General features: G+C 69.6%; 22 protein-coding genes and 1 rRNA gene. 2 read left to right on the forward strand and 21 right to left on the reverse strand.

Annotated elements, in window-relative coordinates; genetic code table 11:
- From ACWDTS_RS25060 to infC, 20 genes are all read right to left on the reverse strand, one after another.
- Positions 1 to 78, reverse strand: a 16S ribosomal RNA gene (locus ACWDTS_RS25060); the annotation flags it as partial.
- Between the two features lie 478 nt (positions 79 to 556).
- Positions 557 to 1,834 carry a tyrosine--tRNA ligase gene (gene tyrS / locus ACWDTS_RS25065; RefSeq protein WP_450119234.1) on the reverse strand — a complete coding sequence of 426 codons (1,278 nt, stop codon included), beginning with the start codon at positions 1,832 to 1,834 and terminating at the stop codon, positions 557 to 559.
- A 7-nt stretch (positions 1,835 to 1,841) separates the two neighbouring features.
- Entirely contained in the window at positions 1,842 to 2,546 is a 705-nt protein-coding gene (locus ACWDTS_RS25070) for a DNA-3-methyladenine glycosylase (protein ID WP_450111009.1), read from the reverse strand.
- Complete coding sequence (locus ACWDTS_RS25075; RefSeq protein WP_197252497.1) at positions 2,491 to 2,712, reverse strand: Trm112 family protein; 222 nt, start codon at positions 2,710 to 2,712, stop codon at positions 2,491 to 2,493. The genes ACWDTS_RS25070 and ACWDTS_RS25075 overlap by 56 nt, the downstream gene beginning before the upstream one ends.
- Before the next feature lie 40 nt (positions 2,713 to 2,752).
- A complete protein-coding gene (locus ACWDTS_RS25080) occupies positions 2,753 to 5,740 on the reverse strand; it encodes an acyl-CoA synthetase (protein WP_450111008.1) in 2,988 nt (995 codons plus the stop codon).
- Between the two features lie 141 nt (positions 5,741 to 5,881).
- The gene (argH, locus tag ACWDTS_RS25085; RefSeq protein ID WP_197252499.1) at positions 5,882 to 7,312 is read right to left on the reverse strand and encodes an argininosuccinate lyase; all 1,431 of its coding nucleotides are present in this window, start codon (positions 7,310 to 7,312) and stop codon (positions 5,882 to 5,884) included.
- A gap of 3 nt (positions 7,313 to 7,315) precedes the next feature.
- On the reverse strand, positions 7,316 to 8,515 hold the full coding sequence (locus tag ACWDTS_RS25090) for an argininosuccinate synthase (RefSeq protein WP_197252500.1): 1,200 nt from the start codon (positions 8,513 to 8,515) through the stop codon (positions 7,316 to 7,318).
- Positions 8,516 to 8,562: 47 nt separating this feature from the next.
- Positions 8,563 to 9,090: an arginine repressor gene (locus ACWDTS_RS25095; RefSeq protein WP_450111006.1), complete on the reverse strand. Its 528-nt coding sequence runs from the start codon at positions 9,088 to 9,090 to the stop codon at positions 8,563 to 8,565.
- 2 nt (positions 9,091 to 9,092) lie between these two features.
- On the reverse strand, positions 9,093 to 10,022 hold the full coding sequence (argF, locus tag ACWDTS_RS25100) for an ornithine carbamoyltransferase (RefSeq protein ID WP_450111005.1): 930 nt from the start codon (positions 10,020 to 10,022) through the stop codon (positions 9,093 to 9,095).
- Between the two features lie 3 nt (positions 10,023 to 10,025).
- Positions 10,026 to 11,216, reverse strand: a complete 1,191-nt coding sequence (locus ACWDTS_RS25105) for an acetylornithine transaminase (protein WP_450111004.1) — start codon at positions 11,214 to 11,216, stop codon at positions 10,026 to 10,028.
- The gene (argB, locus tag ACWDTS_RS25110) at positions 11,213 to 12,118 is read right to left on the reverse strand and encodes an acetylglutamate kinase (RefSeq protein ID WP_248676414.1); all 906 of its coding nucleotides are present in this window, start codon (positions 12,116 to 12,118) and stop codon (positions 11,213 to 11,215) included. Before argB ends, ACWDTS_RS25105 begins: the two co-directional genes overlap by 4 nt.
- A gap of 26 nt (positions 12,119 to 12,144) precedes the next feature.
- Positions 12,145 to 13,347 carry a bifunctional glutamate N-acetyltransferase/amino-acid acetyltransferase ArgJ gene (argJ, locus tag ACWDTS_RS25115; RefSeq protein ID WP_450119240.1) on the reverse strand — a complete coding sequence of 401 codons (1,203 nt, stop codon included), beginning with the start codon at positions 13,345 to 13,347 and terminating at the stop codon, positions 12,145 to 12,147.
- Between the two features lie 62 nt (positions 13,348 to 13,409).
- On the reverse strand, positions 13,410 to 14,483 hold the full coding sequence (gene argC / locus ACWDTS_RS25120) for an N-acetyl-gamma-glutamyl-phosphate reductase (protein WP_450119235.1): 1,074 nt from the start codon (positions 14,481 to 14,483) through the stop codon (positions 13,410 to 13,412).
- A 153-nt stretch (positions 14,484 to 14,636) separates the two neighbouring features.
- Positions 14,637 to 15,071 carry a PspA/IM30 family protein gene (locus tag ACWDTS_RS25125; protein WP_450111002.1) on the reverse strand — a complete coding sequence of 145 codons (435 nt, stop codon included), beginning with the start codon at positions 15,069 to 15,071 and terminating at the stop codon, positions 14,637 to 14,639.
- 137 nt (positions 15,072 to 15,208) lie between these two features.
- On the reverse strand, positions 15,209 to 17,692 hold the full coding sequence (pheT, locus tag ACWDTS_RS25130; RefSeq protein ID WP_248676411.1) for a phenylalanine--tRNA ligase subunit beta: 2,484 nt from the start codon (positions 17,690 to 17,692) through the stop codon (positions 15,209 to 15,211).
- A 58-nt stretch (positions 17,693 to 17,750) separates the two neighbouring features.
- Positions 17,751 to 18,821 (reverse strand): phenylalanine--tRNA ligase subunit alpha, encoded by a 1,071-nt coding sequence (gene pheS, locus ACWDTS_RS25135; protein WP_248676410.1) that lies wholly within the window; start codon positions 18,819 to 18,821, stop codon positions 17,751 to 17,753.
- An 82-nt stretch (positions 18,822 to 18,903) separates the two neighbouring features.
- Positions 18,904 to 19,716 (reverse strand): TrmH family RNA methyltransferase, encoded by an 813-nt coding sequence (locus tag ACWDTS_RS25140; RefSeq protein ID WP_248676409.1) that lies wholly within the window; start codon positions 19,714 to 19,716, stop codon positions 18,904 to 18,906.
- A gap of 38 nt (positions 19,717 to 19,754) precedes the next feature.
- On the reverse strand, positions 19,755 to 20,135 hold the full coding sequence (rplT, locus tag ACWDTS_RS25145; RefSeq protein ID WP_006553977.1) for a 50S ribosomal protein L20: 381 nt from the start codon (positions 20,133 to 20,135) through the stop codon (positions 19,755 to 19,757).
- 62 nt (positions 20,136 to 20,197) lie between these two features.
- On the reverse strand, positions 20,198 to 20,392 hold the full coding sequence (gene rpmI, locus ACWDTS_RS25150; RefSeq protein ID WP_197251525.1) for a 50S ribosomal protein L35: 195 nt from the start codon (positions 20,390 to 20,392) through the stop codon (positions 20,198 to 20,200).
- 70 nt (positions 20,393 to 20,462) lie between these two features.
- On the reverse strand, positions 20,463 to 21,140 hold the full coding sequence (gene infC / locus ACWDTS_RS25155; RefSeq protein ID WP_197251529.1) for a translation initiation factor IF-3: 678 nt from the start codon (positions 21,138 to 21,140) through the stop codon (positions 20,463 to 20,465).
- 349 nt (positions 21,141 to 21,489) lie between these two features.
- Here infC and ACWDTS_RS25160 point away from each other — a divergent pair, with 349 nt between their 5' ends.
- Positions 21,490 to 21,840: a DUF1844 domain-containing protein gene (locus ACWDTS_RS25160; RefSeq protein ID WP_197251524.1), complete on the forward strand. Its 351-nt coding sequence runs from the start codon at positions 21,490 to 21,492 to the stop codon at positions 21,838 to 21,840.
- 106 nt (positions 21,841 to 21,946) lie between these two features.
- On the opposite strand, the gene uvrA is transcribed toward ACWDTS_RS25160, so the two are convergent.
- Positions 21,947 to 24,871 carry an excinuclease ABC subunit UvrA gene (gene uvrA, locus ACWDTS_RS25165; protein ID WP_197251523.1) on the reverse strand — a complete coding sequence of 975 codons (2,925 nt, stop codon included), beginning with the start codon at positions 24,869 to 24,871 and terminating at the stop codon, positions 21,947 to 21,949.
- Positions 24,872 to 25,049: 178 nt separating this feature from the next.
- Between uvrA and ACWDTS_RS25170 the strand changes: the two genes are divergently transcribed.
- Positions 25,050 to 25,739, forward strand: coding sequence for an MBL fold metallo-hydrolase (locus tag ACWDTS_RS25170; RefSeq protein WP_197251522.1), 690 nt, complete (start codon positions 25,050 to 25,052; stop codon positions 25,737 to 25,739).
- Positions 25,740 to 25,764 lie beyond the last annotated feature (25 nt).

The raw sequence follows: 25,764 nt of genomic DNA on the forward strand, positions 1-25,764 counted from the left end.
TGGGCTTCATCGTTCGACTTGCATGTGTTAAGCACGCCGCCAGCGTTCGTCCTGAGCCAGGATCAAACTCTCCGTTAAAGACTCACGATTCCCCCCGAAGGGGTAATCAGTCATAGACATCGAGCCAAATCACTAGCGTAAAAACTCAAACTAGCTTTAACACTGGACCACCACAGACGGAAGAATGTGATGTCCAGCAACAACCACCCACATAAATGTGAAGTGGTCGCACCAAAAAAATTTGGCACTGACATTCATCGGCACACTGTTGAGTTCTCAAAGAACACGCACACACCATCGCGTTCCGGACTAGCGTCCGACCCGCTCCGGGGCAACTGTTCTAACCTAGCAGGTCCATCTTACCGAGTCAAAATCGCTTCGAACCGGTACGATCTTCTGCTTGGCTGTCCGATCATCTCGGGGCACTAAAGGTGCCCGTACCTTCCGGTCCGGGTCTGTGTCCCTCTCGCTCGAACGACGACTAAGTTACGCCTCCGCTAACGGGCCGTCAAATCCGCAGGTCAACGGCCCGTCAGCCCGTAACATGAGAGCGCTGTCAGCCCCGGACGAGGCGCACGCCGGCAAAGTTCCGCTTCCCGCGCCGGATGACGAGCCACTGCCCGTGCAGAACGTCCGATTCACCGGGCGTCCACTCCTCCGAAGCGATACGCACGTTGTTGACGGAGGCGCCGCCTTCCTTCACCGTGCGCCGCGCCGCGCCCTTGCTCTCGCACAGTCCGCTCGCGACGAGCAGGTCGACGATCGTGGACGGCTCGCCCTTGTGGACTTCGGCGATCGATGCCTCGGCCAGCGCCGCCGCGAGCGTGCCCTCGTCGAGATCGGCAAGCTCTCCGCGACCGAACAGTGCGCGGCTCGCGAGCTCCACCGCGCGGGTGTTCGCCTCTCCGTGGACCAGCGTGGTCATTTCCGCTGCGAGCCGACGCTGTGCCTCACGGGCCTGCGGGCGTTCCGCGGTGGCGACCTCGAGCTCGGCGAGTTCTTCCTGGTCGAGGAACGTGAACCAGCGCAGGTACTTGATCACGTCGGCGTCACCGGCGTTCACGAAGTACTGGTACCAGGCGTACGGCGTGGTCATCTCCGGGTCGAGCCACAGGCTGCCGCCGCCGGTGGACTTGCCGAACTTCTTGCCGTCCGCGGAGGTCACTAGTGGAACGGTGAGTGCGTGCACGGACTCACTGTCGACGCGGCGGTTGAGTTCGACGCCGGCGATGATGTTGCCCCACTGGTCGGAGCCGCCGACCTGCAGCGTGCAGCCGTACTTGCGGCGCAGCTCGACGAAGTCGTTGGCCTGCAGAAGCATGTAGCTGAACTCGGTGTACGAGATGCCGTCGCCTTCGAGACGGCGCTTGACGGTGTCGCGGGCCAGCATCACGTTGACGGAGAAGTGCTTGCCGATTCCGCGCAGGAACTCGATCGCGCTGAGTTGCCCGGTCCAGTCCATGTTGTTGGCGACGATCGCGCCGGTCGGGGAATCGTCGAAGTCCACGAACCGCTCGAGCTGACCGCGAATGCGTTCGGCCCATTCGGCGACCGTGTCGACGGAGTTCATCGTCCGCTCCCCCACCTCGCGGGGATCGCCGATCATGCCGGTGGCCCCACCTGCGAGAACGATCGGCCGGTGGCCGGCGCGCTGGAAACGCTTGAGAGCGAGGAGAGGCACGAGGTGACCGGCGTGCAGACTCGGCCCGGTCGGATCGAAACCGGCATACAACGTGAGCGGACCTGCGTCGAGGTCCCGTCGCAGTGCGTCGATGTCGGTCGATTGGGCGATGAGCCCGCGCCAGGTGAGTTCGTCGAGAATGTGCTCAGTCACCGCTCGATCATCCCATCCGCGGATTCGCGGCCGGCGCCCGTGGGCTACGCCGGTACGCCGAGACACCGATCGCGCCGGGAATCCACAGCCGCCACGGCCGATCGGCGGCCTGCGTGATGCCGACCCGGGGACCGGTCTCCACGGGGTCCGGGACGGTGCCGGGGGCGAGGTCGAGACGCACCCGCGACGGCGCATCGAACACGTCGAGGCCGTTGTCGGCGAGTGTCAGACCGAGTGCTTCGGCGAGGTTGCCCGGTCCCCTCGCGAGGTTCGACTCCGCGGTACCCGGGGTGCGGCGAGCGCGGACGGTCTCCTCTCCCGACACGACGTGCGCACCGCGCAGCAGCGCCGCGGCCGCGACCCCGTCGGGTCCGATCGAGATGTTCGCGCAGTGATGGATGCCGTAGCTGCGGTACACGTACAGATGACCCGCCGGTCCGAACATGACCGCGTTGCGGGCGGTGCGGCCGCGGTACGAGTGCGCGGCCGGGTCCGGCCAGGGACCGTCCTCGGGCCCTCCGTACGCCTCGACCTCGGTGATGCGCAGTGCGACGTCGCCGACCCGGAGGATCGCGCCGAGCAGCAGGCGTGCGCCCGCGACGGGGTCCGCCGCGGTCAGCTGCGCCCTGCTGTACGTGCCGTCGCCGGTCAGCCGATCAGTCCTGCGTCCAGCCCGCGACCCCGCGCGCGACGTAGTCGTCGTGTTCGGCATCGGTCACCTCGCGCGCCTCGTCGACGAGAAGGACGGGAATGCCGTTCTCGATGGGGTAGGCGCGCCGCAACCGTGGGTTGTAGAGGACGACGTCGTCCACGAGGAGCAACGGCCCCTTGTCCTGCGGGCAGGCCAGGATGCTCAACAGCGTGGGGTCGACAGCCACCGTTGTCCTCTCGAAGTGCGATATGCGAACGGGACCAAGGCTACCGCGCAGCGGAACCCGAATCGACGACGCCCGTCGCCAGCCGCGCTGCCACCGTCTTGGTGAGCCGCTTGTACGTTCCGGTCTCGGGGTCGGCGTACCAGGAACGCACCGTCGGCCTCGGCACACCCTGTGCCCGCAGATCGTCCGCGATGGGCCTGAAGGACGGCCCGAGCGGGATGCGCGGCACCACGTGCACGATGTCGGGGCGTTCGGCGGCCGGCAGTGCATCGAGCGCCGCGGTGATCTCCACGGAGCTCGGCGCCTTGTTCTCGCGCAGCGTGCACGCGGCCACGGCGAGGTCGGTATCGCCGGCGCGCACCCCGTAGGCGACGACGAGATCGACCCGAGGGAGCGCGCCGAGCGCGTCGACGACGGGTTGCGCATAGACCGGGCCGCGCGGGGTGACGATGACGGTGCGCTTGTTGTCGAGCAGCCAGAAGTCGCCGTCCGCGTCGCGCCGGAACAGGTTCTCGGTGGGGACCCACGCATCGCCCGTCTCGAACACACCGCGCATCACGCTTGCGGAGATGTCCGTGGTCGAGCTGTAGCGGCCGAGCAGCAGTCCGACTTCGCCGGGCACGCTCTCCCGGACGAAACCTCGTTCGTCTTCGACGAATCGCCGGCCGACCGGGTCGTAGGCGGCCAGCCGGACCTCGGCGCTGCCGGGCAGCGGCCGGCCCTTCGACCCGACTTTCGCGCCGGACACGTTGGCCAGCACGATCGCGCCTTCGGTGGAGGCGTAGAACTCGAGCACCTGCGCGGGGGCGAACCGCTCCATGGTGCGCCGCCACAGGCCGGGGGTCATGCCGGAACCGATGAACAGGCGCACCGGGTGGATGTCGTCGATGTGCAGCGACGGGCTGTCGAGGATCTCCCGCAGCATCGCCCACGTGTAGGTGATGACGGTGACGCCGTAGCGGTGCACCTCGTCGCTGAACCGCGCCGGATCCAGTCCCCGGGACAGCGCGATGCGGCATCCACCGGCGAGTGCACCTCCGAAACTGACGAGCAGTCCCGACGAATGGTGCAGCGGCGCGAGGCAGTACACAGTGTCGCCGCGGCCGAGGGCCGCGGCGGTCGCGGTACCGAACGCCGACAGTGCCCACCGGTGGTTGGTGACCAGCTTCATCTCGAGCGAATCGCCGTGGCCGGTGAACAGGATGAAGGCGAGTTCGCGGGCCATGCCGGGGTCCGGCACGTACCACCCCGGCAGCTCCATCGTGGAGGTGTCGAGGCGTTCGAGGTCGATGACGTCCGAGCCGGGTTCGACGTCGAGGTCGCGCACGTCGCCGCCGCCGAGCACGAGGACGGGCAGACCGGTCGCGACGGCGGTCCCGAGGTGCTCCGGGTCCGTGACGATCTTCTCGACGGCGCCCAGCCGGAGGGTCTCGTCGAGGTCGGAGCCGGGTGGCAGCAGCACCGACACCCCACCGATACGGGAGACCGCCGTGACCGCGGCCATGGCGCTCGGGCGCGTGTCCATGAGGACACCGACACGCATCCCGGGGCGCACGCCGCCGTGGATGAGTCCCCGCACGACGTTGTCTATGCGGCGGTTGACCGCGGCGAAGGTGTAGACGCGATCCTCGAAGATGAAGCATTCACGGTCGGCGGCCTTGCGGCCCTGCTCGGCGAGGAGGCTGCCGACGGAGATCCGCGTGTGCGGCTGGATCTGCCCGAGCCGCGCGAGCCGCGGCAGCGCCCGCGCGGCCTCACCGGACAGTTCGCGGGCGCCGCGGACGGTACCGGCGGCGATCTCGGCGAGACCCTTGCCCACTTCCACACCGACCTCGGCGATGGTGGCGGCGGTGTGGGTCAGCCGGCTGGTGACGGACACGCCGGTCTCGCCCTCGGCGTGCGGTTCGGGCACGGCCATCGGGACGATGCCGACGGGCCGGTCCCCCTGCTGCTCGCGCCACAGCACCCATTCCCCGACAGTAGGCCACGTGTGCTGCGCCGCGGAGGTGCCGACGACGAGTCCGAAATGACCTGCGCGCAAACAGTATTCGAACACCTGCGCACGAGGCGCCGCCTTGCGGATACCGCGCACGGCGAGGGGCTGCCCGATATCGTCGACCTCACCGACGAACGCGAGGATCGGGCACGTGATGTCCGCGAGGGTCACCGCCCGGTCGTTGATGACGAATCCGCCGCTGACCATCCGGTTGTGCGCGATGAACTGACGCAGCAGATCCGCGACCGCGGGACCCGACCACGCGACCCAGCCCTCGGTGTCGAGGAATCGGCGCTGCGGTTCCCTCGGCAGCAACGCTTCCCGGTCGTGCAACTGCATGACGAACTCGAGCCGCGCCCGCACCGTCTTGATCGGGTCGAGGAACTGGAAGCCGGTGCGGGCCATCCACCCGGTGATCGCCATCCGGTTGAAGACGTGGTCGGCGAGAAAATCCGCGCTGCGGACCGCGATGGCATCCGGGATACCGAACGGCAACGCCGCCAGGGTGTCGACGGGACTACCGAACGTGATCAGACTGGCGATGTTGCGGCTGCGCCGGTATGCCGCGGCCTGATAGCAGAACATGCCGCCCTGCGAGTATCCGCCGAGATGGATGTCGCGGCCCGTGTAGTCGTGAACCCGGTCGACGATCTCGTCGAGGGCGACGATGTGGTCGGTGAGGGTGCGGCTCCAGCCGCCCTCCTCCTGGTCCGGGGACCCGAAGTCGACGACCCACGGATCGAGACCGACGGCGTGCAGCATTCCGACCGCGCCCTTCTCGCGGGTCACGTCGTACACATCGGCCGACATCATCATCGGCGGAACGAGGACAACGGGGATCCCGGTCGAGGCGGTATCGGTCTCGGGAAAGTAGCGGCGCAGACGGTACATCGGAGTCCGGGCGACGACCTGGTACGGCGACGGCGCCGCCCCGGTCTCGAGCCCCCCGAACCGAATCACCTCGAGGCCGTTCTGCGCCGTCGCCACGACGCGACGCAACGGCCCCATCACCGATTCACTCCCCAGTCCCACGAACCGCACCCCATCCGCCGCGTGTACCGCAATCCGACATGTCAGAACCCCAGCCTGCCACACGCCGGGTATGCCACAGGCCGGTTCGAAACGCCGTGTGGGTCACACCCGGCGTCGGTCGAACCGGCCTGTTCGGATCGGTCAGGCGCGGACCTGCTCCCGCAGCTCACGCGCGGTCGCGCGGACCCCCGCGAGCTGCTCGGCGACGCGCTCTCCGGCCGTGCCACCACGCGCGTTGCGGGACGCGATGGACCCTTCCACGGTGAGCACCTCGCGCACCTGCGGGGTGAGGGCGGGATCGACCGCGGCGAGTTCCTCGTCGGTGAGGTCCTCGAGTCCCACGCCCCGGCCTTCGGCGACCTTGACGCACGCGCCGGCCGCTTCGTGCGCGACCCGGAACGGCACGCCCTGACGCACCATCCACTCGGCGATGTCCGTCGCGAGGGTGAACCCGGCGGGCGCGAGCTCGGCCATCCGGTCCGTGTGGAACGTCAGCGTTTCGACCAGGCCGGTGATCGCCGGGAGCAACAGCTCGAGCTGCGCCACCGAATCGAACACCGGTTCCTTGTCCTCTTGCAGGTCGCGGTTGTACGCGAGCGGCTGCGCCTTGAGGGTCGCGAGCAGGCCGGTGAGGTTGCCGATGAGACGACCCGCCTTGCCGCGGGTGAGCTCGGACACGTCCGGGTTCTTCTTCTGCGGCATGATCGACGATCCGGTGGACCACTCGTCGGCGAGGGTGATGTACCCGAACTCGGGAGTGCTCCACAGGATCACCTCCTCCGCCATGCGCGACAGGTCGACCGCGATCATCGCGAACACGAACGCGGCCTCGGCTGCGAAGTCGCGCGAGCTGGTCGCGTCGATCGAGTTGTCCGCGGCCGAGTCGAAGTTCAGCTCGGCGGCGATCGCATCGGGGTCGAGCCCGAGCGAGGACCCGGCGAGCGCACCGGATCCGTACGGGGACACGGCGGCACGCTTGTCGAAGTCACGCAGCCGCTGCACGTCGCGCAGCAGCGGGTGCGCGTGCGCGAGCAGGTGGTGCGCGAGCAGGACCGGTTGCGCGGCCTGCAGGTGCGTCTTGCCCGGCATGACCGCCTGCGGGTGCGCGGCAGCCTGGTTCGCGATGGCCTCGACGACGTTCAGCACCCCGTCGGAGATGCGCCGCGCGGCGTCGCGCAGCCACATCCGGAACAGCGTGGCCACCTGGTCGTTGCGGGACCGGCCCGCGCGCAGGCGTCCGCCGACCTCCGGTCCGACCCGGTCGATGAGGCCGCGTTCGAGGGCGCCGTGGACGTCCTCGTCGGACTCGGCGGGAACGAACGCCCCGGACGCGACGTCGGCGGCGAGCCGGTCGAGGCCGTCGAGCATGGTGGCGAGGTCGTCGTCGCTGAGCAGCCCGGCCCGGTGCAGGACCTTCGCGTGCGCCTGGGAGGCGCGCACGTCGTACGGGGCGAGCGCCCAGTCGAAGTGCGTGGACTTGCTCAGTGCCGCCATGGCGGCGGCCGGTCCGGATGCGAACCGGCCGCCCCACAGGGCGCCTTCGTTGGTGCCGTGAGAGTCCTGGCTGGTCATGATCTACAGGCCCAGATCGCGCTTCGCGGCGACCTTCGACGACAGGCCGTGGATCTGCACGAAGCCCTTGGCGTTGGACTGGTCGAAGCTGTCGCCCTCGTCGTAGGTGGCGAGGTTGAAGTCGTACAGCGACTCGGGGCTGCGGCGGCCGTTGACGGTGATGTGTCCGCCGTGCATCACCATGCGGATGTCGCCGGTGACGCGTTCCTGCGTGTGCTTGATGAAGGCGTCGAGAGCGGTCTTGAGCGGCGAGTACCACAGGCCGTCGTACACCAGCTCGCTCCAGCGCTCCTCGACCCGCCGCTTGTAGCGGCCGAGTTCACGCTCGAGGGTGACGTGCTCGAGTTCCTGGTGCGCGGTGATCAGGGCGATGGCGCCGGGCGCCTCGTAGATCTCGCGGCTCTTGATGCCGACGAGGCGGTCCTCGACCATGTCGAGGCGGCCCACGCCCTGGGCACCGGCGCGCTTGTTGAGCTGCTGGATGGCCTCGAGGACGGTGACGTGCTTGCCGTCGATCGCGACGGGACGGCCGGCCTCGAAGGTGACGATCAGCTCGTCGGGAGCCTGCCAGTTGAGGGTGGGGTCCTCGGTGTAGTCGTAGACGTCCTTGGTGGGGGCGTTCCACAGGTCCTCGAGGAAGCCGGTCTCGACGGCGCGGCCCCACACGTTCTGGTCGATGGAGAACGGCGACTTCTTGGTCACGTTGATCGGCAGGTTGTGCTCGCCGGCGAACGCGATGGCCTTCTCGCGGGTCCACGCGTAGTCGCGCACCGGGGCGATGACCTGCAGGTCGGGAGCGAGGGCGCCGAAGCCGACCTCGAAGCGCACCTGGTCGTTGCCCTTGCCGGTGCAGCCGTGCGAGACGATGGTGCCGCCGTGCTCGCGGGCGGCCTGCACGATGTGCTTGACGATCAGCGGACGGCTGATCGCGGACACCAACGGGTAGCGGTCCATGTAGAGCGCGTTGGCCTGGATGGTGGGCAGGCAGTACTCGTTGGCGAATTCGTCCTTGGCGTCGACGACGATGGATTCGACGGCACCGCAGTCGAGGGCGCGCTGACGCACGACCTCCATGTCCTCGCCGCCCTGGCCGAGATCGATGGCGACGGCGACGACCTCCTTGCCGGTCTCCTTGCCGATCCAGCTGATGGCAACGGAGGTGTCCAGCCCGCCCGAGTAGGCGAGTACGACGCGATCGGCCATTGTTCTTGCGCTCCTTCTTGATTCGACTGACGTCTATGGGTGGTAGTTCATGCGAGTGATTCGATTTTGGCGGCCAGTTCGGCCCCCGTCGTCGGCTCCCGGGCGATCACCGCGATGGTGTCGTCCCCGGCGATCGTGCCGACGACCTCAGGTAATGATGCCCGATCGAGTGCACTGGCCAGATAGTGCGCTGCCCCGGGCGGTGTGCGCAGCACCGCGATGTTGCCGCTGTGGTCGGTGGAGACGAGCAATTCCCCCAGGAGACGGGACAATCGGTCGGTGCCTCCGGACACCCCGCGGACCGGGCTGCCGTCCTCGGGCACGACGTACACCCCGGCTCCCCCGTCGGCGGCGCGGAGCTTGACCGCGCCGAGTTCCTCGAGGTCGCGCGACAGGGTCGCGGTGGACACCTCGATGCCTTCGGCGGCGAGCAGCGCGGCCAGTTCGGTGTGGCTGCGCACCTCGCGGGTCGAGACGAGCGCGGTGATCCGCGCCTGCCGCGCCGCGCGCGTCGGGGCCGAGGATGCGGCGGGGCGCTCCGTCGTTCCCTCGGGTCGGCTCGCGGCGGTGCTCACGGTCAGTTCTCCCGCTGCTCGAGCAACCACACGAGCAGCGCCTTCTGGGCGTGCAGCCGGTTCTCGGCTTCGTCCCACACGACCGCGCGGGGTCCGTCGAGGACGTCGGCGGTGATCTCGCGCCCGCGGTAGGCGGGCAGGCAGTGCAGCACGATGGACTCGGGCTTCGACAGGGCCACCAGTTCGGCGTTCACCTGGAACGGCCGGAACACCGAGTCGCGGTCGAGGCCGTCGTCCTCCTGTCCCATCGACACCCACGTGTCGGTGACGAGCACGTCGGCGTCGGTTGCGGCGGCCTGCGGGTCGTCGGTGAGGGTGACGCTGCCGCCGGTCTCCTCGGCGCGGGCACGGCTGGCGGCCACGACGTCCGGGTCGGGGACGAACCCGGCCGGGGACGCGATCGTGACGTGCAGGCCGGCGGTGACGCCACCGAGCATCAGCGAGTGCGCCATGTTGTTGGCGCCGTCGCCGAAGTAGGCCAGGGACAGGCCCGCGGTGCTGCCCTTGTGTTCGCGGATGGTCTGCAGGTCGGCGAGCACCTGGCACGGGTGGAAGGTGTCGGTGAGCGCGTTGACGACCGGGACGGTGGAGTGCGCCGCGAGGGCCTCGATGCGGTCCTGCCCGTAGGTGCGCCACACGACGGCCTCGGTGTACCGGGAGAAGACGCGCGCGGTGTCCTCGAGGGTTTCGCCCTTGCCCAGCTGGGTGGTGCCGGCGTCGACGACGATCGCGTGACCGCCGAGCTGGGCGATGCCGGCGTCGAACGAGAAACGGGTGCGGGTGGACGTCTTGTCGAACAGCACCGCGACGCTGTACGGCCCCTCGAGGGGCCGGCGCGACAGGGGCGCCTTCTTGAGTTCGGCGGCGAGGTCGAGGATCTGCGCCTGTTCGGCGGGGGTGACGTCGTCGTCGCGCAGGAAGTGCCTGACCATGGGTTAGCTCGCCCCTTCCTGCTGGGCCGTGTCGAGGATCGCGGGCAGTGCGGCGACGAACCCGTCGGCCTGGTCCTCGGTGAGGATCAGCGGCGGGGCGAGCCGGATGACGTCGGGCGCCGCGGCGTTGACGAGGTAGCCGGCGTCGCGCGCGGCCGCCTCGACCGCGGCCGACTTCGGGTCGGTGAGGACGACGCCGAGCAGCAGACCGGAGCCGCGGACGTGGTCGACGAGCGGGTGTCCGAGTTCCTCGATGCCGGTGGCGAGGTGCTTGCCGACGGAGTTGACGTGGTCGAGCAGGTTCTGCTCGTCGATGGTGCGCAGCACGGCGAGCGCGGCGGCCGCGCACACCGGGTTGCCGCCGAAGGTGGTGCCGTGCTTGCCGGGCTGGAACAGCTCGGCGGCCGGGCCGGTCGCGACGACGGCGCCGATGGGCAGGCCGCCGCCGAGTCCCTTGGCGAGGGTCATCACGTCCGGGACGACCCCGGCTGCCTGGTGCGCGAAGAACGTGCCGGTGCGGGCGATGCCGGTCTGCACCTCGTCGAGGACGAGCAGCGCGCCCTTCTCGGTGGTGATGCGCCGGGCCGCGGCGAGGTAGCCCTCGGGCGGGACCACGACACCGGACTCGCCCATGATCGGTTCGAGGAACACGGCGGCGGTGTTCTCGTCGACGGCGGCTTCGAGGGCGGCGATGTCGCCGTAGGGGACGAATTCGACGCCGGCGGGCATGGGTTCGAAGGGTGCGCGCTTGTCGGGCTGGCCGGTGAGGGCGAGCGCGCCCATGGTGCGGCCGTGGAACGCCTTCTCCGCGGCGATGATCTTGGGGCGGCCGGTGAGCCGGGCGATCTTGAAGGCTGCCTCGTTGGCTTCGGTGCCGGAGTTGCAGAAGAACACCCGGCCCTCGTGCCCGAAGTGCGCGAGCAGTCGTTCGGCGAGCTCGAGCACGGGCGGCGAGGCGTACAGGTTCGACACGTGCCCGAGCTGGTTCAGCTGTGCGGTGACGGCCTCGATGATCGCCGGGTGGCGGTGGCCGAGGCTGTTGACGGCGATGCCGCCGAGCAGGTCGAGGTACTGCTTGCCGTCGGCGTCGGTGACGATCGCGCCGTCGCCGGCGACGAGCGCGACCTTCGGCACGCCGTAGTTGTGCATGAGCGAATGCGCCCAGCGTTCCTGCAGATCGGACGTGCCGGTCATGCTGTGCCTTCCTGGGTGGGGGTCACCATGGTGCCGATGCCCTCTTCGGTGAACAGTTCGAGCAGAACGGAGTGCGGCTGGCGGCCGTCGATGACGTGTGCGGTGGGGACGCCGCCCTGCACGGCGCGCAGGCAGGCTTCCATCTTGGGGACCATGCCCGCGTCGAGGGACGGCAGCAGTTCGGTGAGCGCGGCGGCGTCGATCTGCGACGCCAGCGAGCTGCGGTCGGGCCAGTTCGTGTAGAGCCCTTCGACGTCGGTGAGGACGACGAGTTTCTCGGCGCCGAGCGCTTCGGCGAGCGCGGCCGCGGCGGTGTCGGCGTTGATGTTGTGCACGACCCCGTCGGCGTCCGGCGCGATCGTGGAGACGACGGGGATGCGGCCGGCGGCGATGAGGTCGAGGACGGCGGCCGGGTCGACGGTGGTGACGTCTCCGACGAGCCCGATGTCGGTGTCTTCGCCGTCGACGACGACGGTGCGTCGGGTGGCGGTGAACAGCCGGGCGTCCTCACCGGAGATGCCGACGGCGTACGGGCCGTGGCTGTTGATCAGCCCGACCAGTTCGCGGCCGACCTGGCCGAAGAGCACCATCCGTACGACGTCCATGACTTCGGGTGTGGTGACCCGGAAGCCGCCGCGGAACTCCCCTTCCATGCCGAGGCGCTTCAGCATGGCGTTGATCTGGGGGCCGCCGCCGTGCACGACCACGGGGTGGATGCCGACGGTGCGCAGGAACGCCATGTCGGCGGCGAACGCCGACTTGAGGTCGTCGTCGATCATGGCGTTGCCGCCGTACTTGACGACGACGATCTTGTCGCGGAACTTCTGCAGCCAGGGCAGTGCCTCGGCGAGCACGAATGCCTTCTGGTGCGAGGTGAGGCTCGCGATGAGGTCGTCGAGCATGTCGTCTCCCGTCACATTCTGTGCCGTCACGACGAGTACGCCGAGTTCTCTTCGACGTACGCGTGCGAGAGGTCGGTGGTGCGGATGGACACTTCGGCGTCGCCGATGCCGAGGTCGATGTCGAGGGCGATGTCGATGCCGGACAGGTCGACCTCGCGCGCGCTGGGTGCCCCGACGCCGTCGATGCACACGGGGCTGCCGTTGAAGGTCACCGAGATCTTGTCCGGGTCGAGTTCGATGGGGGCGATGCCGATGGCGGCGAGGACGCGGCCCCAGTTGGGGTCGGAGCCGAACAGGGCGGTCTTGACCAGGCTGTCGCGGGCGACGGTGCGGGCGCCGATGAGGGCGTCGGATTCGCTGGCGGCGCCGCGGACGGTGACGGTGACCCGCTTGGTGACGCCCTCGGCGTCGGCCATCATCTGGTCGGCGAGGCTGTCGCACACGGCGAGGACCGCGGCGTTGAGGTCCTCCTGGGCGGGGGCGATGCCGCTGGCACCGGACGCGAGCAGCAGCACGGTGTCGTTGGTGGAGGTGGCGCCGTCGATGTCGAGCCGGTCGAAGGTCTGCCGGGTGGCGTTGCGCAGTGCCTCGTCGAGCTGGGCGGAGGTGGCGACCGCGTCGGTGGTGAGCACGACCAGCATGGTGGCGAGCGCGGGGGCGAGCATGCCGGCGCCCTTGCCCATGCCGCCGACGTTCCACTTGTCGGCGTGGTGCAGCGCGGCCTGTTTGGGGACGGTGTCGGTGGTCATGATCGCGTAGGCGGCGTCTGTGCCGCCGGAGATGCCGCCGGCGAGTTCGTGGACGATCTCCTGCACGCCGGCGAGGACCTTGTCCATGGGCAGCCGGTCGCCGATCAGGCCGGTGGAGCACACCGCGATCTCGCCGGCACCGGTTTCGGTGCCCCAGTTGCTCAGCGCGTCGGCGAGGGCCTCGGCGGTGGCGTGGGTGTCCTGGAAGCCGCCGGGACCGGTGCAGGCGTTGGCGCCGCCGGAGTTGAGGACGACCGCGCGCAGCGCACCGGAGGTGAGGACCTGCTTGGACCACAGCACCGGGGCGGCCTTGACCTTGTTGGTGGTGAAGACACCGGCGGCGGCGAGATCGGGTCCTTCGTTGAAGACGAGCGCGAGGTCGGGGTTGCCGCTGGCCTTGATGCCGGCGCGGATCCCGGCGGCCCGGAAACCGGCGGGGTTGGTCACGCCCTGGGTGCGGATGAGCCGCCCCCCGGCGATGTCGACGGCGTCGGCGTAGACGTGCTCCGCGTGCGTGTCGCCGGCGGGCGGGGTCCGGTCGGTCACGGGGCCACTCCTACGGTGGACAGGCCGGCGGTCTCGGGCAGGCCGAGCGCCAGGTTCATGGACTGCACCGCGGCGCCGGCGGTGCCCTTGGTCAGGTTGTCGAGCGCGGCGACGACGATCAGCAGGCCGGCGTCGGCGTCGACGGTGACGGCGAGCTGCACGGCGTTGGACCCGACCACCGAGCCGGTGGCCGGCAGGACGCCCTCGGGGAGCAGCTGCACGAACGGCTCGTCGCCGTAGGCCTTCTCGTACACGGCACGGGCCTCGGCGGCGGTCGCGGTGGTCGGTGCGGTGCAGGTGGCGAGGATGCCGCGCGGCATGGGTGCGAGGACGGGGGTGAAGGAGACGGAGACCTCGGTGCCGGCGAGGGCGGAGAGGTTCTGCTTGATCTCCGGGGTGTGCCGGTGGACGCCGCCGATGCCGTAGGCGCGGACCGAGCCCATCACCTCGGAGCCGAGCAGGTCGACCTTGGGGGACTTGCCGGCGCCGGAGGTGCCGGAGACCGCGACGATCTGCACCTTCGGTTCGACGATGCCGGCGGCGACCGCCGGGGCCAGCGCGAGCGAGGCGGACGTCGGGTAGCAGCCGGGCACCGCGATGCGGGTGGCGCCGACGAGCTGCTCGCGTTTGCCGGGGAGTTCGGGCATGCCGTAGGGCCAGGTGCCGGCGTGCTCGCCGCCGTACCAGCGTTCCCAGTCGTCGCTGGATTCGAGCCGGAAGTCGGCGCCGCAGTCGATGACGACGGTGGTGTCCGGGAGTTGTTCGGCGATGACCGCCGAGTGCCCGTGGGGCAGGCCGAGGAAGACGACGTCGTGACCGGTGAGGGTGTCGAGGTCGGTGGCGCCGAGGACGCGGTCGGCGAGGGGCAGCAGGTGCGAGTGGAACTCGCGGAGGGTCGCGCCGGCGTTGCCGCCGGCGGTCAGTGCGCCGATGACGAGGGAGCCGTCCTGGTAGGCGGGGTGCCCGAGGAGCAGGCGGAGGACTTCGCCGCCCGCGTAGCCGCTGGCGCCCGCCACCGCGACCCGAATCGGCGACTGCGGCGTCGCCGTGAATGCCGGTGAGTTACCCATACGATTCATTATGCACGGCGATGCAAATTTATTCACTCACGGGTCGCCGGAACGCCCACCCCCACCCGAGCGAATGTATCGCTCGTCTCCTTCAACCGAATGAACGGTACATTCGCTCGGAAACGGGATGGGCGGCGGGCAGCCGGCGGTGGATCAGGAACTCATCGAACGCCGGATCTCGGCGAGCTTGTCGGCGGCCGCCTTCTTCCTGTCCTCGAACTCCTCCTCGAGCGTGCGCGCGGGTTCGGTCTCCCGGGCCAGTTCCTCCGCACCCATCGCGGTGCCGAGACGCTTCTCGATCTTGTCGCGGACCGCCTCGAAGGTGGGCACCCCCGCCTCGGTGTAGCCGGTGACCTCCTCGATCGACGGTGCGCGCACCACACCTTCGGCGGGTGTCACGTCGGGCACCGACGGGGACGGTTCGACCTCCGGTTCGGGGTCGGCGGGCGTCACGTCCGGGATGTCCGGGCCCGGCGGCACGTCGGGCACGGTCGGCGAATTCGGTTCGGCCGGAGTCACATCCGGAACCGGGTGGTCGGGCCGCTCGGGTTCGGGAGCACGGTCGGGGTCGCGCGGGTCCGTGGTCATGGTTCCAGGCTACGTCGCCGGTCGGGGCGCTGTCCCCCATCGCCGCCGACGCAGCGGCCGCGTCGGAATCCTGTCGATTCCCGGGATCGAGGTGGGCACGCACACCCCCGACGGCTACATACGTGCCCACCCGACCATCATCCGCGCAGTTGCGCTCCGACTGCAGCCGACGCGGAAGCCACCGCGGCGTCGCGGGCCGCGCTCGCCTCGTCCTCGGTGAGGGTGCGGTCCGGAGCGCGGAACCGCAACGCGAACGCCAGCGACTTGCGGTCCTCCCCGACCTGGGCGCCTTCGAACACGTCGAACAGGCGCACGTCCTCGAGCAGATCGCCGCCCCCGGCGCGCAGCGCCGCCTCGACCGACGCCGCGGGCACGGCCTTGTCGACGACGACCGCGACATCCTGCAACACCGGCGGGAACGGCGACACGACGGGCGCCGGCAGCGACTCGACGATCGGCAGGGCATCGAGATTCAGCTCGAACGCGCAGGTGCGGGCCGGCAGACCGGCACGCTCGATCACCGCGGGGTGCAGCTCACCGGCATGTCCGACGACCTCACCGTCGACGACCAGTTCGGCGCAGCGGCCCGGATGCCACGGCAGGTAGCGGGCGACGCGACGCTCGATCCGCACCCCGGCCGCCGCCGCGACCGTCTCGGCCGCCGCGAAGGCATCCACCGCGTCGGCGGCGCGACCGGAACCCCACGGACCGGCGGGCTCACGCAGCCCGCACAGCACACCGCCGATGTGCACCGGCTGCTTCGGCAGCGACCGCTCCAGCATGGCGATCTCCTCGTCGGTGGGCCGACGATCCACCGGCAGGACCGGGACCGGGCCGGTCTCGGCGCCGGGCAGCACGACCTGCGCGATCGAGAACAGCGACAGGTCCCGCTGGCCGCGGGCGACGTTGCGCGAGAGCACCTCGAGCAGACCCGGCAGCAGCGTCGTCGCGAGCTCGGGACGATCCGATTCGAGCGGGTTGAGCACCTTGGTGGTGTGGCGGCGCGGGTCGTCGGCGTCCAGACCCCACGTGTCGAACACGTGCGCGGGCAGGAACACCGGCGCCAGGACCTCGACGTACCCGTCGGACGCCAGGGCCCGGCCCACGGCGCGGCGGCGCTTCTGCGACGGGGTGAGACCGCGGCCCGCGGGGGCGGCGGGCAGCACCGACGGGATCTGCTCGAGACCCTCGAGGCGCAGCACCTCCTCGACCAGGTCGGCGGGCTGACGCAGGTCCGGGCGCCACGACGGCGGGGTCACGACGAGCTGGCCGTGCCCGTCCACCCCGACACCGACCTCGACGGCGCAACCGATCTGGGTGAGTCGCCGCGCGGCGGTGCCGTTCGGGTAGGTGACCCCGGCGACCCGGTCCGGAAGGTCGATGTCCATGCGGATCGTGACCGGCTCGACCGGGACCGACACGTCGGTCAGGAGCGGTTCGACCCGGCCACCGGCGATCTCCACCAGCAGCGACGCCGCCCGGTCCAGGGCGGGCAGTGCCACCTCGGGGTCGACGTTGCGTTCGAAGCGCTTACCGGCCTCGCTGGACAGCTTGTGCCGACGATTGCCGCGGAACACCGCCAGCGGATCCCAGGTGGCCGCCTCGAGCAGCACGTCGGTGGTGGTGTCGCCGACCTCGGTGGTGGCGCCGCCCATGATGCCCGCCAGCGAGATGACACCGGAGTCGTCGGTGATGACGACGTCCTCGGGATCGAGGACGCGCTCGACACCGTCGAGGGTGGTGAGCTTCTCGCCCGCGCGGGCCCGGCGGATGACGAGCTCACCCTGCAGGGTCGCCGCGTCGAACGCGTGCAGCGGCTGACCGAGCTCGAGCATCACGTAGTTGGTGACGTCGACCGCGGGGCTGATCGGGCGCACCCCGGCGGTGAGCAGACGACGCTGCAGCCACCACGGCGACACCGCGTCGGGATCGATGCCGGTGACCTTCCGTGCCGCGAACCGGGTGGCGCCGGACTCGGGTTCGAGCCGGATCGGGTAGGCCTCGCCGTCGGCCGGGTTCGGGGTGACCTGCGCCGGGTCGGAGAACTCGAGGTCGAACCCGCACGCGAGTTCGCGGGTCAGGCCGCGCACCGAGAAGCAGTAGCCGCGGTCCGGGGTGATGTTCAGTTCGATGACCGTGTCGCCGAGGCCGAGCAGGTCGTTGGCGTCTGTGCCGGGCTCCGCGCTGCCCTCCTCGAGCACGAGGATGCCGGAGTGGTCCTTGCCGATCCCGAGTTCGGCGATCGAGCAGATCATGCCGTCGGACACCTGCCCGTAGGTCTTGCGGGTCGCGATGACGAAGTCGCCGGGCAGGACCGCGCCGGGCAGCGCGACCACGACGAGGTCGCCCTCGGTGAAGTTGCGGGCGCCGCACACGATGCCGCGCGGCTCGGCTTCACCGACGTCGACCCGGCAGAACCGGATGGGCTTCTTGAATTCGGTGAGCTCCGTGATCTCGACGACCCGGCCGACGACGAGGTTGTCGATGCGGTCGAGGGTGTCGACCTCCTCGACCTCGAGACCGACCCGGACGAATCCCGCGTCGAGCTCCTCGGCGGTGACGTTCCATTCCGGGGTGGAACGCTGCAGGATCTCGGTCAGCCAGGACTGCGCTACTCGCACGTGAGTTCAGCTTTCTCGTTCGTTCGATTCTCGGGGGTGGTCGGGTTTGGGGCGGGCGTCAGCCCTGCACGCCGAACGGCAGCGTGAACCGCACGTCGCCTTCGACGATGTCGCGCATGTCGGAGATGCCGTTGCGGAACTGCAGGGTGCGCTCGAGTCCCATGCCGAACGCGAATCCGCTGTAGACGTCGGGGTCGATGCCGCAGGCGCGCAGCACGTTGGGGTTGACCATGCCGCAGCCGCCCCACTCGACCCAGCCGGCGCCGCCCTTCTTGTTCGGGAACCACACGTCGACCTCGGCCGACGGCTCGGTGAACGGGAAGTAGTTCGGCCGCATGCGGGTGCGGGTGTCGGGACCGAACAGCGCGCGGGCGAACGCGTCGAGGGTGCCGCGCAGGTGCGCCATCGTCAGGCCCTTGTCGACCGCGAGGCCTTCGATCTGCGAGAACACCGGGGTGTGGGTGGCGTCGAGCTCGTCGGTGCGGAAGGTGCGCCCCGGGCACACCACGTAGATGGGGATCTCGCGGGACAGCATGGTCCGCACCTGCACCGGGGAGGTGTGGGTGCGCAGCACCTGCCGCGAATCCTCGGGGGCGATGTGGAAGGTGTCCTGCATGGTCCGCGCCGGGTGGTCCGGCAGGAAGTTCAGGGCGTCGAAGTTGAAGTGCTCGGTCTCGACCTCCGGGCCCTCGGCCACCTCCCAGCCCATCGCGACGAACACGTCGGAGACCTGCTCGGAGATGATCGTGATCGGGTGGCGGGCGCCGACGGCGCGGCGATTCGCCGGCAGGGTCACGTCGATCGCCTCGGCGACGAGGACCGCGGCGTCACGTTCCGCCTGCAGCTGCGCCTTGCGCTCGTCGAACGCGGCCTGCACGGCGGTGCGGTGCGCGTTGACCCGCTTGCCCGCGTCGGCGCGTTCGTTGCCGGGCAGCGATCCGAGCGCCCGCTTCGCGAGCGAGATGGGCGCCTTGTCGCCGAGGTGCTCGATCTTCGCCTGGGCGAGCGCGTCGAGGTCGGTGGCGGCGGCGAACGCTTCCTGCGCGGCCTTCTCGGCGGCGGCGAGCGCTTCCTCGGCCAGCGCGCTGGGGTCCACTGCCGGCGGCGTGCCGCCCTCATTCTTGGCCACGACCGGTGCAACTCCTTCTTCCGGCGAACGTTTTCTGTCGGGTGCCGCCGGAACCGGATCCCGGCAGCACAACACACAAATCCTAGGTGATGGGTCCGTGCACGCGATGCTGCACCCGCGCGCTGGCATACAGGCAGATGGCGGCGGCGGTCGCCAGGTTCAGCGATTCGGCGCGGCCCCGGATGGGGATCCGCACCCGATGATCGGCGCGGGCGGCGATCTGCGGGTCCAATCCGTGGGCCTCGTTACCGAACAGCCAGGCGGTGGGCGCGGCGAGCAGCTCGTCGGCGTCGTCGAGATTCACTTCGCCGTCCGCGGCGGTGGCGAGCACCTGCAGACCGGCGTCGGCGAGCGCACCGAGCACGCGGTCGGTGTCGCGCTCCCGGGCGACCGGCAGGTGGAACACGCTGCCCGCGGAGGAACGCACACACTTGCCGTTGTGCGGGTCGACGCTGTCGCCGGCGAGGATCACGCCGTCGGCGCCGACGGCGTCGGCGACCCGGATGACGGTGCCCGCGTTGCCGGGCTCCCCCACCGCGACGGGCACCGCGAGGAGCCGGGCCTGCGCGGACAGCGCCCAGTCGAGGGGCACGTCGAGCAGGTCGCACACGGCGACGACGCCGGGCGGGGTGACGGTGTCCGACAGTCGCTCGGCGGCGCGGTCGGTGACGAGCGAGACACGGACGCGGCGACGGTGCGCGGCGTCGAGCAGACCCGGATAGCGGTCGGCCGCGGCGGCGGTGACGAACACCTCGTGCACGGTCGCGGTTTCGAGCGCCTCGGCGACCGAGTTCTCCCCCTCGGCGAGGAAGCGGCCGGCCTTGCGGCGTTCGGCGGTACGCAGCAGTTTCACAGCAGAAACGACCCGTGGAGTGCGCTCGGTGAGCGGATCCACGGGTCGCTTCTGTGCTGTCGTGTCGTTCAGCGCTGCGCTCAGGCGGCCGGAGCGTTCACGTCGGCCGGCAGGGCGGCCTTGGCGACGGCGACCAGGCCCGCGAACGCCTCGGCGTCGGAGACGGCGAGCTCGGCGAGGATCTTGCGGTCGACCTCGACACCGGCGGCCTTGAGGCCCTGGATGAACCGGTTGTAGGTGATGTCGTTGGCGCGGGCAGCGGCGTTGATGCGGCTGATCCACAGCTTGCGGAAGTCACCCTTGCGCGCACGACGGTCGCGGTAGGCGTAGGTCAGCGAGTGAAGCTGCTGCTCCTTGGCCTTGCGGTACAGCCGCGAGCGCTGCCCGCGGTAGCCCTTGGAAGCCTCGAGAATCGAACGGCGCTTCTTCTGGGCGTTGACTGCCCTCTTCACGCGTGCCACTGATATGTCCTGTCAGTTTCGGGGGGCAGATTCTCGCCCCCGGGATGGTCGGTCGGGAAAGCTCAGATGTCGAGCAGGCGCTTGATGCGCGGCGCGTCGACGTCGGCGACGACGGCCTTGCCGTCGAGGCGACGGGTGACCCGCGAGGACTTGTGCTCGAGCAGGTGGCGGCGGCCGGCCTTCTGGCGCAGGATCTTCCCGCTGCCGGACACCTTGAATCGCTTCGCGGTGCCGCTGTGGGTCTTCGACTTGGGCATGGAGTCCTCAGTTCTTCCGGTTGTTCGGGTACGTCTAACTCACGCAGCACCGGCTGTGCTGCCCGAGCGGTCAGCTGGTCTGCGTGTCGCCCTGCTCGGTCGTCGGCTGCTCGGCGGCAGGCGCGGGAGCGGCCGGAGCGGACTTGGCGGTGTTGGCCTGGGCTGCTTCCTGGGCCTTCACGCGGGTCTTCGCGCCCTTGTGCGGGGCCAGCACCATGGTCATGTTGCGGCCGTCCTGCTTCGGAGCGGTCTCGATGAAGCCGAGATCGGCCACGTCGGCACCCAGACGCTGCAGCAACCGGAATCCGAGTTCCGGACGCGACTGCTCGCGGCCACGGAACATGATGGTGACCTTGACCTTCGACCCGGCCTCGAGGAAGCGAACGACGTTGCGCTTCTTGGTCTCGTAGTCGTGGTCGTCGATCTTCGGCCGGAGCTTCTGCTCCTTGATCACGGTCAGCTGCTGGTTCTTGCGCGATTCGCGCGCCTTCTGCGCGGCCTCGTACTTGAACTTGCCGTAGTCCATGATCTTGCACACGGGCGGGCGGGCGTCGGGGGCCACCTCGACCAGATCGAGGTCGGCTTCGTATGCCAGGCGGAGTGCATCTTCAACACGCACGATTCCGACCTGTTCACCACCCGGTCCGACGAGTCGGACCTCGGGAACTCGGATGCGTTCGTTGATGCGGGTCTCAGCGCTGATGGGGCCTCCTAGGTAGAGCGGTGCGGTCTGTTGACCGCGCCGCAGCACGTGGGCCCGACATTCCTCGACGAAAAGACCCCGCTGCGGCGCCGAAGCTCCACACGGGGTCCGATTACCGACCGGCCCGACGAACCGGCAGCCGGGGCTGCACCGTCGTCGCTCACCTGGGAAGGCGAGTCACCCACGGCACCGAGGTGCGGGGCGGACCGGACCACTGAGCTGCAACGATGTGCCGCCAGAGGTGGGAGTCGGACTCCACTTTGCTGCCCACGCGTGTTCCACGTGGGCGGTCGTGGCATCCACAGTAGCAAATCTGCACGTGAGGATCGAATCGGGCGCTTCCCCACCCGACCCGCGAGCGATCCGGAGGGACCGGGATGGAATCCTCGACGGTATGACCGACACCCCCGAGTCGCCCGCCGACGACGTTCGCCACCTCGCCGAGATTCCCGCCGTCGAGGTGATCAGCCGCGCCGCCGTGATGCTGATGAGCTCCGCCGCCGAGAAACTGGGCCTCGGTGACGAGAACCCCGACGACAGCGCCCACCTGGACCTCGACGAGGCGCGCCGGGTCATCACCGCGCTCGCCGGCCTGGTCACCGCGTCCGTCGAGTACCTCGGCCCGCACGCCGGCCCGATGCGGGAAGGCCTGCAGGCGCTGCAGAAGGCGTTCCGGGAGGCGTCGGCGCATCCCGACGAGCCCGGCAAGGGCCCCGGCGAGAAGTACACCGGCCCCGTCTACTGACCTCGAGGATCCCGACGCCGGTTGCACGAGAGCGCGCCGACTTGCTCGTGTGCAGGTCGGCGTGCCCTCCCGGTGAGTCGAGCCGCGCCGCGTCGGCGCCTGTCGGCTATCCGACCGCGGCGGCCTTCCTCGGGGCGCGCTTGCGGGCGGGCTTGCGGACCGGTTCCGACGCCGGTGCGGCGCCGAGCGCTTCGGCGAGGAACCGGCCGGTGTAGCTGCCCTCGGTTGCCGCGATCTCCTCGGGGGTGCCCTGCGCGACGACGGTGCCGCCGCCCGATCCGCCCTCCGGTCCCATGTCGATGACCCAGTCCGCGGTCTTGATGACGTCGAGGTTGTGCTCGATGACGATGACCGTGTTGCCCTTGTCGACGAGCCCGTTGATGACGCCGAGGAGTTTGCGGATGTCCTCGAAGTGCAGGCCCGTTGTCGGCTCGTCGAGCACGTAGACGGTGCGTCCGCTCGACCGCTTCTGCAGTTCGGCAGCGAGCTTGACGCGCTGCGCCTCACCACCGGAGAGGGTGGGCGCCGGCTGCCCGAGCCGCACGTAGCCGAGCCCGACGTCCACGAGCGTCTTGAGGTAGCGGTGGATGGAGGTGACCGGCTGGAAGAACTCGGCGGCCTCCTCGATCGGCATGTCGAGCACCTCGGCGATGTTCTTGCCCTTGTAGTGCACCTCGAGGGTTTCGCGGTTGTAGCGGGCGCCGTGGCACACCTCGCACGGCACGTACACGTCCGGCAGGAAGTTCATCTCGATCTTGAGGGTGCCGTCGCCGGAGCACGCCTCGCACCGGCCGCCCTTGACGTTGAACGAGAACCGCCCCTGCTGGTACCCGCGCACCTTCGCCTCGGTGGTCTGCGAGAACAGGGTGCGGATCTTGTCGAACACACCGGTGTAGGTCGCCGGGTTCGACCGCGGGGTGCGGCCGATCGGTGACTGGTCGACCTGGACGAGCTTGTCGAGCTGGTCGAGCCCGTTGACGCGGGTGTGCCGGCCCGGCACCTGGCGGGCGCCGTTGAGCTTGTTCGCCATCACCGTCGCGAGAATGTCGTTGACCAGCGTGGACTTGCCGGAGCCGGACACCCCGGTGACGCTGGTGAGCACGCCGAGCGGGAACGACACGTCGATGCCGCGCAGATTGTTCTCCCGGGCCCCGACGACCGTGACCTGACGCTTGCGGTCGATCGGCCGGCGCAGCGGCGGCACCTCGATGCTCTTGCGTCCGGACAGGTACGCGCCGGTCAGCGACTCGGTGTTGTCCAGCAGCTGCTTGTACGTTCCGGTGTGCACGACCCGACCGCCGTGCTCACCGGCGAACGGCCCGATGTCGACGACCCAGTCGGAGGCGCGGATGGTGTCCTCGTCGTGCTCGACGACGATCAGGGTGTTGCCGAGATCCCGCAGCCGCGTGAGGGTTTCGATGAGGCGACGGTTGTCGCGCTGGTGCAGGCCGATGGACGGTTCGTCCAGCACGTACAGCACACCGACCAGGCCGGAACCGATCTGCGTGGCGAGCCGGATGCGCTGCGCCTCACCGCCGGAGAGGGTCGCGGCCGCGCGCGAGAGGGTGAGGTATTCGAGACCGACGTCGAGCAGGAACCCGAGACGGGCCTGCACCTCCTTGAGCACCGACCCGGCGATGGCCTCCTCGCGGGGGCCGAGGGTCAGGCTGTTCAGGAACGCCGAGCACTCACCGATCGACAGGTCGCACACCTCGGCGATGGACTTGTGCCCGCCGTCGGCGGCGATCGTCACCGACAGGATCTCCGGCCGCAGCCGCGCGCCGTCGCACGCGGGGCACGGGATGTCCCGCATGTAGCCGTCGTAGCGTTCCTTCATCTGCTCGGACTCGGTCTGCTCGAGTCGTCGATGCAGGAACGGCATGACGCCCTCGAACTCGGCGTAGTACGAGCGAACCCGGCCGTAGCGGTTCTTGTAGCGGACGTGCACCTGCTCGGTGCTGCCCTCGAGGATCGCCTTACGGGCCTTGGCCGGCAGCTTGTTCCACGGGGTCGACAGGTCGAAGCCCATGATGTCGCCGAGACCGGACAGCAACCGGTTGAAGTACTCGGAACTCTGCCCCACCGACCACGGGGCGATCGCGCCGTCTTCGAGGGTGCACTCCGGGTCGGGCACCACGAGATCCGGGTCGACCTCCTTGCGGACACCGAGACCCGTGCACTCGGGGCAGGCTCCGTACGGCGAGTTGAACGAGAACGAGCGGGGCTCGAGATCGTCGATGGACAGCGGATGCGCATTGGGGCAGGCAAGCTTCTCGGAGAAGCGTCGCTCCCGATCCGGGGCGTTCTCGTCACGGTCGACGAAGTCGAGCACGACGATGCCCTCGGCCAGGCGCAGCGCCGTCTCGATCGAGTCGGTGAGCCGCTGCTTGGCGGTGGGCTTGACGGCGAGGCGGTCGACGACGACCTCGATGTCGTGCTTCTCCTGCTTCTTCAGCTTCGGCGGGTCGGTCAGCGGATACACGACGCCGTCGACGCGCACGCGGGCGAAGCCCTGGATGGTGAGCTGCTCGAACAGGTCGACGAACTCGCCCTTGCGGGTGCGCACGACCGGCGCGAGGACCTGAAACTTCAGTCCCGGTTCCATGTCGAGCACCTGGTCGACGATCTGCTGCGGCGTCTGCCGCGCGATCTGCTCACCGCAGACCGGGCAGTGCGGGGTACCGGCGCGGGCGTACAGCAGACGCAGATAGTCGTAGACCTCGGTGATGGTGCCGACCGTCGACCGCGGGTTGCGGTTGGTGGACTTCTGGTCGATGGACACCGCCGGGGACAGGCCTTCGATGAAGTCGACGTCGGGCTTGTCCATCTGGCCGAGGAACTGGCGTGCGTACGCGGACAGCGATTCGACGTACCGCCGCTGCCCCTCGGCGAAGATCGTGTCGAACGCGAGGCTCGACTTGCCGGAGCCGGACAGCCCGGTGAACACGATGAGGCTGTCCCGGGGGAGGTCCACGTTGATTCCGCGCAGGTTGTGCTCCCGTGCACCTCGCACGATCAGGCGATCCGCCACGCCACGTCCTTCCTTCGGACCCCGCGCCTGGTGGGCGCGCACCGTCCGGTTGCATTTCGAGGAGCCGGCGCCGAATCACGCGACACCGGACTGTGCCATGGTAGGCGCGCCCACCGACACGTTCGCGTTCGCAGCCTCCTCACCTCGGCAGATGTTCCCCGGCGGTAATCTCTGGCACATGACGAAGCAGCCCGTGACCATCGACGACCACTACACCGGGGAGGTCTCCCCCGGCGGCCCCGCGCAGCGCCGCACGATCCCCGGCGCGACCATCGTCAAGCTCTCCGTCGGCCAGATGGACAACAACACCTACCTCATCACCGATTCCGCCACCGGCAAGTCGCTGTTCATCGACGCCGCGAACGAGCCGGATCTGCTGGTGAGTTACCTCGCCGAGAACGCCCCGAAACTCGAGCTGATCGTCACCACGCACCAGCACTGGGATCACTGGCAGGGGCTCGAGAAGGTCGCCGACGCCACGGGTGTGCCGACCGCCGCGCATCCGCTCGACGCCGAGCCGCTGCCCGTCACGCCCGACCGCCTGCTCATGGAAGGCGACACCGTCGAGATCGGTGAGCTGTCGCTCGAGGTGCTGCACCTGTCGGGGCACACCCCGGGCTCGATCGCGCTGGTCCTCGAGGAGCAGGGCACGGGCCGCCACCACGTGTTCACCGGCGACTGCCTGTTCCCCGGCGGTATCGGCAAGACCGCGGACCACGAGAAGTTCACCTCGCTGCTCGACGACGTCGAGACGAAGCTGTTCGGCCGCTTCGGCGACGACACCGTCATCTACCCGGGGCACGGCAAGGACTCGACGCTCGGCGCCGAGCGTCCGCATCTCGGCGAGTGGCGGGAACGCGGCTGGTAACTGCGGCCCGACATCCGTTCCGGCG

The sequence above is a fragment of the Rhodococcus sp. NPDC003383 genome, from assembly GCF_053589115.1.